This is a genomic window from Acidovorax sp. LjRoot204 (assembly GCF_056175785.1).
Genome location: NZ_JBGFFF010000144.1, coordinates 1 through 11,248, shown reverse-complemented (window position 1 = coordinate 11,248; position 11,248 = coordinate 1). Strand labels below are relative to the sequence as shown.

The 11,248-nt window shown below is 62.9% G+C and carries 11 protein-coding genes; 3 read left to right on the top strand and 8 right to left on the bottom strand.

Going from position 1 to position 11,248, the window contains the following annotated elements; genetic code table 11:
* On the bottom strand, window positions 1-203 hold a 203-nt coding region (locus AC04MI_RS19860; RefSeq protein ID WP_476498500.1), incomplete at its 3' end, for a flagellin N-terminal helical domain-containing protein.
* A gap of 321 nt (window positions 204-524) precedes the next feature.
* Here AC04MI_RS19860 and AC04MI_RS19855 point away from each other — a divergent pair.
* Window positions 525-2,009 carry a flagellin N-terminal helical domain-containing protein gene (locus AC04MI_RS19855; RefSeq protein ID WP_288852204.1) on the top strand — a complete coding sequence of 495 codons (1,485 nt, stop codon included), beginning with the start codon at window positions 525-527 and terminating at the stop codon, window positions 2,007-2,009.
* A 124-nt stretch (window positions 2,010-2,133) separates the two neighbouring features.
* Complete coding sequence (locus tag AC04MI_RS19850) at window positions 2,134-4,332, top strand: O-linked N-acetylglucosamine transferase, SPINDLY family protein (RefSeq protein ID WP_436076976.1); 2,199 nt, start codon at window positions 2,134-2,136, stop codon at window positions 4,330-4,332.
* Between the two features lie 9 nt (window positions 4,333-4,341).
* Here the strand turns inward: AC04MI_RS19850 and AC04MI_RS19845 are convergent, their stop codons facing one another.
* The 7 genes from AC04MI_RS19845 to rfbF are packed head-to-tail and all read right to left on the bottom strand — an operon-like array spanning window position 4,342 to window position 10,501.
* Window positions 4,342-4,989: an LbetaH domain-containing protein gene (locus AC04MI_RS19845; RefSeq protein WP_056065712.1), complete on the bottom strand. Its 648-nt coding sequence runs from the start codon at window positions 4,987-4,989 to the stop codon at window positions 4,342-4,344.
* Window positions 4,990-5,021: 32 nt separating this feature from the next.
* A complete protein-coding gene (locus AC04MI_RS19840; protein ID WP_395456480.1) occupies window positions 5,022-5,672 on the bottom strand; it encodes a GNAT family N-acetyltransferase in 651 nt (216 codons plus the stop codon).
* A 10-nt stretch (window positions 5,673-5,682) separates the two neighbouring features.
* A complete protein-coding gene (locus tag AC04MI_RS19835) occupies window positions 5,683-6,807 on the bottom strand; it encodes a DegT/DnrJ/EryC1/StrS family aminotransferase (protein WP_476498499.1) in 1,125 nt (374 codons plus the stop codon).
* A 54-nt stretch (window positions 6,808-6,861) separates the two neighbouring features.
* Window positions 6,862-8,103 carry a methyltransferase domain-containing protein gene (locus AC04MI_RS19830; protein ID WP_476498498.1) on the bottom strand — a complete coding sequence of 414 codons (1,242 nt, stop codon included), beginning with the start codon at window positions 8,101-8,103 and terminating at the stop codon, window positions 6,862-6,864.
* Window positions 8,100-8,660, bottom strand: coding sequence for a dTDP-4-dehydrorhamnose 3,5-epimerase family protein (locus AC04MI_RS19825; protein WP_476498497.1), 561 nt, complete (start codon window positions 8,658-8,660; stop codon window positions 8,100-8,102). The genes AC04MI_RS19830 and AC04MI_RS19825 overlap by 4 nt, the downstream gene beginning before the upstream one ends.
* Window positions 8,657-9,724 (bottom strand): CDP-glucose 4,6-dehydratase, encoded by a 1,068-nt coding sequence (gene rfbG, locus AC04MI_RS19820; RefSeq protein ID WP_436076974.1) that lies wholly within the window; start codon window positions 9,722-9,724, stop codon window positions 8,657-8,659. Before rfbG ends, AC04MI_RS19825 begins: the two co-directional genes overlap by 4 nt.
* A 6-nt stretch (window positions 9,725-9,730) precedes the next feature.
* Window positions 9,731-10,501 (bottom strand): glucose-1-phosphate cytidylyltransferase, encoded by a 771-nt coding sequence (gene rfbF, locus AC04MI_RS19815; RefSeq protein WP_056065699.1) that lies wholly within the window; start codon window positions 10,499-10,501, stop codon window positions 9,731-9,733.
* 467 nt (window positions 10,502-10,968) lie between these two features.
* On the opposite strand from rfbF, the gene AC04MI_RS19810 reads away from it, so the two are divergent.
* Window positions 10,969-11,248: motility-associated protein (locus AC04MI_RS19810; RefSeq protein WP_476498496.1), on the top strand; the 280-nt coding region annotated here is incomplete at its 3' end.

Sequence of the window (11,248 nt, the reverse complement as noted above, 5' to 3'; positions counted from 1 at the left end):
GCATTGCGAACCGCCTGGTTCAGGCCACGAATCTGGCTGGTGAAACGCTCGGAAATCGCCAAACCGGCYGCGTCGTCCTTGGCGCTGTTGATGCGCAGGCCCGACGACAAGCGCTGGATGGACGTGTTCAGCGAGGTCTGGCTCATGCCCAGGTTGCGCTGTGCGGTGAGCGAGCTGATGTTGGTATTGATGGTGGAAGCCATTGCAAATCTCCAGAAAGAACTGACTGAATATGGCGTTGCCGCCAGCCGGGGCGCCAGCACCACGCTGGCTTCCTGGGTTCGCCAGTGCTCTTTAGCTTCTGGTGAACGGCGGGCCGCTTACGGTCCGTTGTAAGTGTTTTCGGGTCACCGCCGGAAAACTTGAGGGTCAAACGCGCAAGTTGTACGACTTTTTTGCCGCTTATCTCCCCAACGCCAAAAAGCGGCATCTCCACAATTCATCCATCGTTCCCTCATTGACAGCCGGACGGGTGCGCTTGAACCGGCAAACAGATCCGTCTTGCGACGTTAAGGAGTTTCGCCATGGCAGCAACCATCAATACCAACATCAGCTCGCTCACCGCGCAGCGAAATTTGGGCACCAGCCAGATGTCGCTCAACTCAGCCATCCAGCGCTTGTCGTCGGGCCTGCGCATCAACAGCGCCAAGGACGACGCAGCCGGTTTGGCGATTTCCGAGCGTTTCACCAGCCAGATTCGTGGCCTGAACCAGGCGGTTCGCAATGCGAACGACGGAATTTCGCTGGCCCAGGTGGCAGAAGGTGCGATGGGCTCCGCCGGCAACATCCTGCAGCGGGTGCGYGAACTGGCCGTGCAATCGGCCAACGCTTCCAACAGCGCTGGCGACCGTCAGGCCCTGCAGCAGGAAGTCGGCCAGTTGGTGGCGGAACTGGACCGGATTTCGCAAACCACCGAGTTCAACGGCCAGAAATTGCTGGACGGCACATTTGGTACGCAACAGTTCCAGGTGGGCGCCAATGCCAACCAGACCATCGTCGCAGCGACGGCCAACCTGCGCACCAACGTCTACGGCAACAACCAGAACATCGCCTCCAACGGCTCGGGTATTGGTGCACAGGCCCCTGCGACTGGCGCCACATCCAACGGCGTGACAGCGGGTTCGGTCTCCATCAGCGGCTACCTGGGCACAGGCACCATGACGGTAAATTCGAATGCCACCGCCAAAGCCACCGCCGATCAGATCAATTCCCTGCAGGCCACCACGGGCGTGACGGCGACCGCCCGCACCGAAGTACGCCTGGGAGGCATGGCCTCGGCCGGGTCCTATTCGCTGACGCTGGAAGGCGACAACGTAGGTGCATCCCGCACGATCTCGTTCACCTTGACATCCGCCACCGGCACAGACCGCCTGTCGCCTGCCGTATCGGCGATCAATGAACAATCTGCAAAAACCGGCATCAACGCCTCGCTGAGCTCGGACGGCACCCAGATCATCCTGACCAACGCCACCGGCAACAACATCGTGGTGGGAGATACCACCAATGCCAATGCAGCCGCCGTGAGCGTGACCGGCTACGACGCGGCAGGCGCCAGCAACGGCACTGCACAGACCTTGGCAGCCGATGCCACGATCGACAACGTTGCCACCGGCGGCTACATCACACTCGACTCTGAGAAATCGTTTGCCCTGACCTCTGCCAGCAACCAGCTGGACAGCGGCGGATCGTCACTGCACACCGTGGCCAACCTGGACGTGACCACCTTCACCAGCGCCACCGATGCGCTCAAGACCGTGGACTCGGCACTGGCCTTCATCAATGGCGAACGCGCCAAGCTCGGCGCCCTGCAGTCGCGCTTTGAAACCAGCATTTCCAGCCTGCAGATCACATCGGAAAACCTCTCTGCCTCGCGCTCGCGCATCCAGGATGCCGACTTCGCGGCAGAAACCGCCAACTTGTCGCGGGCTCAGATCCTGCAACAGGCCGGCACGGCGATGGTGGCTCAAGCCAACCAAATCCCGCAAGGCGTGCTGTCGCTGCTCAAGTAATTGACCCAGCCCACACGCCGCGCAGTGGAATTGCAACGCAACGACAAGGGGCCCCGATGGGCCCCTTTTCACATGGCACACTGTGCGGCGCCCCCCGCTTCTTAGCTTGTAGATCGGCAGCCACGTGCAATCCAAAAATACCGCCCAGGACGATCCCCGCCTCCATGCGGCCCTCGCAGCCGCAGACTGGCCCACGCTGACTCGGTTGTGCCGCCAAATTCTGCGCAAGAATGGCCGCCACCTGGGCGCCCATCGCCTGCTGGGCTTCTCGCTCCACAAGCAGCGCGAGTTCGACGCAGCCCTCAAGGCCTACAAGCAAGCCTATGCGTACTGGCCAGGCGATGCCGAGCTGCTCATCAACTACGCCAACATCCTGATTGAGCAAGCACGCAACTACGACGCACTTCCGCATCTCGAAAAGGTCTGCGAGCTGCGCCCCCAGCAAGCCGTTGCATGGATCAAACTCGCCGAGTGTTGCTATCTGATCAATTTGCACAGCAAGGGATTTGATGCCAGCCAAAAAGCCCTCGCGCTGGCTGACTCCATGCCGCTGACAGTCGGTGCACTGATGCAAAGCGCCATTCACCGCCGCGAGCTGGGCCAGGTGCGCGAGGCTGTACAGGATTGCGAGAAAGCCATCGCGCTCAGCCCCGGCGATCCTGGCAACTACACCAACAGGCTGCTTTTCATGCTGGCGAACCCGCAGGTGAACGCTGCGCAGCTGTCTGCAGCCGCCCGCCAGTTCGGCAGCGTCTTTGAGCCCCTACTGCGCCCCAACTGGCCCAGCTTTGAGGCCCATCGCGGCTCGCCCTGGCGCCGCCTGAAGATTGGGTTTCTGTCACCAGACTTCCGCATGCACGCCGTCATGTACTCGGTGGAGGGGCTGCTGGCCCAGCTGGACCGGCGGCAATTCGAGGTGTATGCGTTCTACCTGTTCCCCAAAGGCGACCATGTCACAGAACGGGTGGAATGCCATGTCGACCACTTCGTGCGCCTGGCTGGCTTCAGCCCCGAGCATCAGGCCGATGCCATCCGCGCCCAAGGCATAGACATCCTGGTCGACTTGGCGGGCCACACGGGCAACAACGGCCTGCTCATCCTGGCGCACAAGGCTGCACCAGTGCAGGTGTCGTGGCTGGGGTTTCCGGCCACCACCGGGCTCACCGCCGTGGACTACAAGTTCACGGACGAAATCACCGACCCGCCAGGCGTCGATGACCAGTACACGGAACAGTTGTACCGGTTGCCTACGCTGTTCGCCTGTTACCGGCCCATGAGCCGCAATCCCCTGTGGCGTTACCAGCCCCGCTATCAGGTGCGCCCCTCGCCCGCGATAGATAACGGGTTCATCACCTTCGGCTCCTGCAACAACCTGGGCAAGCTGACGGATGAGGTGCTGGCACTGTGGGGGCGTGTCCTGGAAGCCGTGCCCCATTCACGCCTGCTGATCGAGGGCAAAAATTTCGACCGCCCCGAGTTCGCGCAGGCCTACCGCGATCGCTGCGAGGGACTGGGGCTCCCGCCTTCGCGGCTGGAGCTGGTGCCGCTCAGCCAAGACAACCAATACCTGACCTACCACCGCATCGATATTGCGCTGGACCCATTTCCACTCACCGGCGGCACGACCACTTTCGATGTGTTGTGGATGGCGGTCCCCATCGTCTCCATGATGGGCGAAAGTTTCAAGAGCCGCATGGGCGTCGGCATGCTCAGCTACCTGGGGCGAAAGGAGTGGCTGGCAGAGAGCCCGGACGACTATGTGCGCATTGCTGCGGACCTGGCAGCAGATACCCAGGCGCTCAATGCGCTTCGGCTCAACCTGCGTAGCGAAGTGGAAAACTCTGCGCTCATGCGCGAAGACCTCTACTGCCGGCACTTTGGCGAAGGCCTGCGGGTGATGTGGCTGAAATGGTTGGCTCAAATGGAGCATCCCGACGATCCTCAGGCGCAGGAGCAAGCCATGCAGGGCTGGTTACCGCAGTTCCCGCAAGAGTGGGAGCAACCCCCAGTCCTGGGCGTCGGCTTGAAACCCGGCCAGCGGGTCAGCCTGCACGCAGCCCACAAAAGCCTGCAGAACCTGGTTGAAAAAGCACGGACCTCCTCTCCGCCCCGGCGAATCGGCGAATCAGCCCCCTTGATCACGGATCGCCACTGGATTGCCGTGACCGAGCTGGCCGAAAAAGTGCTCAACGCCGTACCACACGATCCCGTCGCTCTGGCGTGCCTTGCCGAAGTAGAGCATGCACACGGGCACACCGAATTCGCGGTGACTTACCTTCAATATGCGACGCAAGCCATGGGGATGGACATCCCGGGCTCCTGATGCTGCGTGTCAGATCCGGAAAATGTCGAGCAGCGCATTGCGCCGGGTGGGCTTGAAAACCACCCTGCCGGCGTCGCCACGGTAAATGGTGCACTGCCCGGGTGAGTGGGTGTTGACCAGGCTGACCCCTTGAGACAACACCGTGCCGTCGCCCACCTGACAGTCCCCAATGATGGCGGTGCCCGCGTACATGATGACGCCCTCTCCAAGCACGGGGGCAACCCCATGGTTCTTGCCGACGGTGGAATTCTGGTAGATCACCAGATAGTTGCCGTAGCTTGCCTTGGCGAAGACGATCCCGACGGAATGTCCGATGAAGAAAACCGGCGGCATCTCAATTTCGTAAAAGAGGTCGATACCGTTCAAGGCCTTGTTCAGCAAGAACAGGCGTGTGGGAGTTTCCGTACTGGCCGTGCGGCGCCAGATGGTATTGGCCAGAAAGTACAGAAAACTGCAGTACTGCGTGGAATGCAGCGGATCAAAGCAGTCCTGCCGCCAGGGCCGGACGGCATTGATGCACCCGTGCAGGCGAGCAAGTGCTTCGTCCAGGCACGCATCAATGTCCATGCGGGGATCGAAATCGTCTGGCAGTGTGTAGTGCAGTTGCTGCACCACGTAGCGCAGCAACCGATCACGGTCCATTCGCAAAATTTCCATGCCCAGCCTCCTTCAACGACCTCAGGGCCTGTTCAGGCCCGGGGTAAGTGCAGTTGCATGTACACCAAGCTGGCAGGGGCCCCTACTGCATGAGGGTCCTCCTTCCAGTCCACCCCGCCAGGGACTGTGCTGGCCACGATGGGCACTCGCTGGTACTCCTGAAAACCCACCTTGCGGTAAAAGTCGACCGCCGGATTGTCCGATCGCACCCGCACGGCCAGCGTCTGCAGCCCGAGAGCATCGCGCGCCCAGTGCATCAGCGCCAGCAACGAGGCCTTCATCAACCCCGGAGGGGATGAACCTCCACTGACAATGGCATCGGCCTCGCCATAACCACGCTGCCAATCAATGAAGCCCAGGCCCACGTGCCCCACACGCTCGCCGTCCAAGGTTTCCACCATGAACAACATCTTGCCGGGGTTCTCGTGAACCGCTCCAGCCAGCCAGGCGGCGGTGCGCTCAGGGGTGGATACAAACTCGGTCAGGAAAGATTTGACATGGCGGTTTCGCCACTCCGTCAAAAGCCGCACATCAACAGCATCGGTGTGTCCAGGCACGGTGGCTATGGGTCGAACGACCGCTGCCAGCGGCTGCCCCACCGGCAACAACAGGCCAGGCTCGCCAGCACGGGCCGTCTGTTTGATGGCAGCAAAAAGCTGCTGCCCAGGGGTGGATGCACTCATGGCGGCCTCTTCAGAGTTGGGCAAAGTAGCGGCGCACCTGCGCAGCCACGGTGTCCACGCTTTCCAGCGGCATGCGCGAGTGCAGCGGCAGCGAGAGAATGCCCTTGCCCACGCTGTCGGTCACCGACAGGTCCCCTGCCCTGCAGTCCTTCCAGAGCGAGAACCAATGCCCCGGCTGCCAGTGGATGCCGGTGTCCACACCGTTCTCCTTGAGGAAGTCTCGCAGTGCATCGCGGTGCTCTGCCGGCACCCGTATGTAGTACAGAAACGGGTTGACTTCGGCAAAATCGGTACGGGGAGTGCGCACCTGCGCAATGCCTTGCAGCTTTTCGTTGTACCGGCGCGATGCCGCCTGGCGGCTCGACTTGATCACATCGAGCTTGCCCAGCTGCGCCAATCCGATCGCGGCGTGCATGTTGAGCATGTGGTAGCGAAATCCCACCCGCTCGACATCAAAAGTCCAGGCACGCTTGTTCTGGTACATCACCTCCGCAGGCTGCTGCATGCCCAGCAAACGCAGCTCGTGCACACGACGCAACTCCTCTTCCGTACGCACAACAATCGTGCCGCCATCGAGACAGGTCACTGTTTTCACCGGGTYATGACTGAAAACGCAGATGTCGGAAAAGCTGCCGACCATCCGCCCTTTGTAGCTGGAACCAAATGAATGCGCCGCGTCATGGATTACGCGCAGCTTGTGGCGCTCTGCGAACGCGGCAATGTCTTCATGGTTGCTGATGATGCAGTCGTAGTCCATCACGATGATGGCCTTGGTGCGTGGGCCCACCAAGGACTCGGCCTTGACAAGGTCCAGCTCGAGCGTGTCGTCGTTGCAGTCGCAGAACACGATGTCCGCCCCCACCCAGGTGATGGCCTGGTAGTCGGCCGAGCAGTTGAATGCCGACACGATCACCTCGTCCCCCGGTCCCACGCCTGCGAGCAGCAGCGCGATGTGCAAGCCTGCCGTTCCGGTGCTCACCGCTGCCACATGGCGGTCCGGGGCCTGCAGGATCTCTTTCACCTTTTTCTCGAACCCCGACACATAGCTGCCCATACCGAGCCATCCCAGCTCCAGCGACTCTCGGCTGGCATCGATTTCTTCTTGTTCGATCAAGGGCTTGAACATTGGGATCATGGTGGTCTCCTTCGGTTGTGTACGGTTCAAATGGGCGTAGCGCTAGGTATTCGGCTACCAGACTTCGAGGCGAGGAATGGCCGTGACAAACTGGCCTCCCCATTCACGTATCTCGCTCAGCTGCAAGCTGATTTCGCTCCGCAGGTTCCACGGCAGGATGAGGATACGTTGCGGCTTGTGGGCGAGCAGGTGCGCCTCGCTCACCACGGGGATGTGGCTGCCCGGCAGGAATTGGCCTTGCTTGGCGGGGTTCTTGTCCACCACGTAGGGCAGCAGGTCGGGCCGCACGCCCGCAAAGTTGAGCAGGGTATTGCCCTTGGCCGCGGCGCCATAGGCACCCACGGTGATGCCGTCGGCCTGGCATTGAAGCAAAAATGTGAGCAGTTCGCGCTTGACCCGTATGGCCTGGGTCTGAAAATCGCAATAGAAACCTGCCCCCAGCATGCCGGCTGCCGCCTCGGTGGCCAGCAGTTGCTGCACGCGGACGGCGCCTTCAGCCGTTACCTGGGGGTGGCCCACGGTATCGGCGCGGGCGGCAAACACCCGCAGGCTGCCGCCGTGGGTGGGCAGCTCCTGCACATCGATCACCACCAGCCCGTTGACCGCAAAGATGCGTTGTACGGCCGTGAGCGACAGATAGGAATAGTGCTCGTGGTACGCCGTGTCGAACTGGCAGCCCTCCACCATGCGCAGCAGGTGCGGAAACTCGAACGTCGCCACGCCGTGGGGCTYGAGCAGCCGCGTGAAGCCGCCCACAAAGTCGTTGATATCGGGCACATGGGCCAGCACGTTGTTGGCGGCGATCAGGTCGGCCTGGCGGCCGGCGGCAGCCAGCTCATCGGCCAGCGCCACGCCAAAGAACCGATCCACCACCGCTATGCCCTTGGCACGGGCTGCAGCTGCGGTGCTGGCCGTGGGCTCCACGCCGTAGCAGGGGATGCCGGCCGCCTGCACGTACTGCAACAAGTAGCCGTCGTTCGATGCGACCTCGACCACGCGGCTCGCGGCGGTGAGGTCCAGGCGCTCGCGCATCGCCTCGACATAGGCCTTGGCGTGGGCAAGCCACGACGATGAGAACGAGCTGAAGTACGCGTAGTCGTCGGTGAACAGCGCCTCGCGCCCGGCGTGGTCTTCGGTCTGCACCAGCCAGCAGGTCTCGCACACCAACAGGCGCAGCGGAAACCAGGTTTCGGGCGCGCGCAGGGCGGCCTCGCGCAGGTAGGCGTTGGACGGGGGCGCGCTGCCCAGGTCCAGAAACGGCAATTGCAGCGGGCTGCCGCAGTGTCGGCACTTCACAGGCGCACTCCTTCGAATTCTTCGGTCATCCCGGGCTGGCCTGCGTCGCGGGGCGACATTTGCCCCACCGGCAGCGGCCAGGCAATGGTCAGACGCGGGTCGAGCGGGTGCAGCCCCGCCTCGGCGGCGGGCGCATGGGCTGCAGAGTGGCAATACAGCAGCTCGGCATGGTCGGTCAGCGTCTGGAAGCCGTGGGCAAAACCGGGCGGGATGAGCAGCGCGTTGCCGTTGTCTGCGGATAAATGCTCGGCATGCCWCTGCAAAAAGGTGGGAGAGCCCTGGCGCAGGTCCACGGCCACGTCCCAGACCTCGCCACGCAGGCAGGTCACCAGTTTCATTTCGGCGTGCGGCGGCTTTTGGTAGTGCATGCCACGCACGGTGCCTTGGAGGGCTGTATAGCTCTGGTTGACTTGGGCGATCGGGCCCGCCCAGCCTGCGCCCGCCAGTTCATCGGTGCAGAACAGGCGCGCAAAAAAGCCGCGCTCGTCCACCAACGGCTGGCGTTGCACACGGAACAACCCTGCCAGGGGCAGCGGCGCCAGGGCCAGGCGGCTCATGGGCGGGCCTCCCACGCGTCGATGTCGGCCATGCACAGCGCGCGCGCATCGGCGCCGCCATGGTGCTGTCGGTACCAGTTCATGGTGCGGGCCACGGCGGTGTTCAGCGCCCAATGCGGGGCGACGCCCAGCACCTGGCGGGCGTGGGCAGTCTCCAGCGCGAGCCAGCCGGCTTCGTGGGGGCCATCACTCTCTTTTTCATAGCTTGTTGCGCCGGAAGGATATGCGCTGGAGGCTAATTCGATGACATTTTTGACCGTAGCGGCCTCGTGCGGTAGCGGGCCAAAGTTGTAGGAACCGGCCAGTGCGGGCGATTCCCACAAGCATTGGGCCAGGCGCAGGTAGGCGGCCAGCGGCTCCAGCACGTGCTGCCAGGGACGCGTTGCCTGGGGGCGGCGGATACGCAGGGTCTCACCCTTCTCCCAGGCGCGCACGGCGTCGGGCAGCAAGCGGTCTTGCGCCCAGTCGCCGCCGCCAATCACATTGCCCGCGCGGGCGGTGGCCACCGCCACACCCTGGGCTGCAAGAAAGGAATCACGGTAGCTGGCGGTTACCAGCTCCGCCGCCGCCTTGCTGGCGCTGTAGGGGTCGTGCCCGCCCAATGGGTCTTCTTCGCGGTAGGGGTAGGCCCATTCGCGGTTGCGGTAGACCTTGTCGGTGGTGACCACCACGGCCACGCGCACGCCCGCCAGCCCACGGAGCGCGTCCAGCACATGCGCCGTGCCCATGACGTTGGTGGCAAAGGTGTCGAGTGGCGCTGCATAGCCGGGCCGCACCAGCGCCTGCGCGGCCAGGTGCAGCACCACATCGGGCCGGGCGGCGTGCACGCGCAGGGCCAGGGCCGGGGCGTTGCGGATGTCGCAAAAATGGCTCTCCATGCCCGGGCCGCCCTGCCCCAACTGCGCCAGGGTGAACAGGTTGGGCTCGCTAGCAGGGGGCAACGCCACGCCGGTCACCTGCGCGCCCAGGCGTTGCAGCCACAGGGCCAGCCACGCGCCCTTGAAGCCGGTGTGGCCGGTGAGCAACACGCGCTTGCCGCGCCAGAAGTCGGGATCAGGGCACATCGTGGTTTACCAGCACTTCCAGGGGGCGCGGCCCGATTGCCACAGATCTTCGAGCAGATTCTTCTCGCGCAGCGTGTCCATGGGCTGCCAGAAGCCGGTGTGCTCAAAGGCGCGCAGCTGGCCGCTGGTGGCCAGGCGGGCCATGGGCTCCAGCTCCCAGCTGGTGGCGTCGCCGTCGATAAGGTCGATCACCTCGGGCTGCAGCACAAAAAAGCCGCCATTGATCCAGCCACCGTCGCCCCGCGGTTTTTCCTCGAACCCGGCCACGGCGTCGCCATCACGCACCAGGGCACCATAACGGCCCGGGGGCTGCACGGCCGTCACCGTGGCTTGGCGGCCATGGGCGCGGTGGAAGGCAAACTGGGCCGTCATGTCGAGGTCGGCCACGCCATCGCCATAGGTAAAACAGAAGGGCTCGCCTGCAGGCAGGTATTCCTGCGCCCGGCGCAAGCGCCCGCCGGTCATGGTGCTTTCGCCGGTGTCCACCAGCGTCACCCGCCAAGGCTCGGCATGGCGGTGATGCACTTCCATGCGGTTGTTGGCCATGTCAAACGTCACGTCGGACATGTGCAGGAAGTAGTTGGCGAAGTACTCCTTGATGACGTAGCCGCGGTAGCCCAGGCAGATGATGAAGTCATTGACGCCGTGAGCAGAGTACATCTTCATGATGTGCCAGAGGATGGGCCGCCCACCGATCTCGATCATGGGCTTGGGCCGCAGGTGCGACTCCTCCGAAATGCGGGTACCAAGCCCGCCTGCCAGCAGTACAGCTTTCATGCCCGCAGCATAGTGCAGGCCCTCACGGCCAAAAAGGTCCAGTCACAGCAGAAACACCGTCCAAATGAGGCGTTTGCATGCGATGTGGGCGCACGGATGGCGGACACGCTGCGCAAGGGCTCACTTAGATCAATATCAAATTGATRGCGCCACAGTCAATAAATATCAGCACATCGCCACGCCCTGACACAAACCTGGGTATGCATTGCCCCCGGAAGGCCGCTCAGACCCCTTGCTGGGCACCCGAGGGCCATCGGAACACTCCCATCCCCGCGCGCAAGACCACCAACGTCCCATCGGTGGCAGCGGCCAGCGTCCATTCGCCCGAGAAGCAGCCTGTTGACCGCCCTCTTGGGGCATTTCGCGTTCTGCAATCCGATACATTTGCAGTAACCTTCGGTCAATCCGTGGACTGCAGCCCTCCCCAGCGCAGTCGTGCCCCTGCCGCCGCCCTAAACGTCTAAAGCATGTTTGTCATCATCGGTTACGTCGTCTGCCTCGGCTGCATCTTCGGTGTGTACATCATGCACGGAGGCAATATCAGCGTGATTCTCAAGGCACTGCCGTTTGAGATCATCACCATTTTGGGCGGCGCACTGGGCGCGTTTGTGGTGAACAACCAGCCCAAGGTGATCAAGGCCACCTTGGCCGCACTGCCGATGGCGCTCAAGGGTTCCAAATACACGAAAGAGCGCTACATGGAGCTGATGGCGATGCTCTATGACATCCTGCAGAAGGCCCGCAAAG

Excerpts from the sequence above, each read along its gene's own strand:
- AC04MI_RS19845 (WP_056065712.1), bottom strand. The coding sequence starts at position 4,989 with ATGGAAATTTTGCGAATGGACCGTGATCGGTTGCTGCGCTACGTGGTG.
- AC04MI_RS19840 (WP_395456480.1), bottom strand. The coding sequence starts at position 5,672 with ATGAGTGCATCCACCCCTGGGCAGCAGCTTTTTGCTGCCATCAAACAG.
- rfbG (WP_436076974.1), bottom strand. The coding sequence starts at position 9,724 with ATGTGCCCTGATCCCGACTTCTGGCGCGGCAAGCGCGTGTTGCTCACC.
- rfbF (WP_056065699.1), bottom strand. The coding sequence starts at position 10,501 with ATGAAAGCTGTACTGCTGGCAGGCGGGCTTGGTACCCGCATTTCGGAG.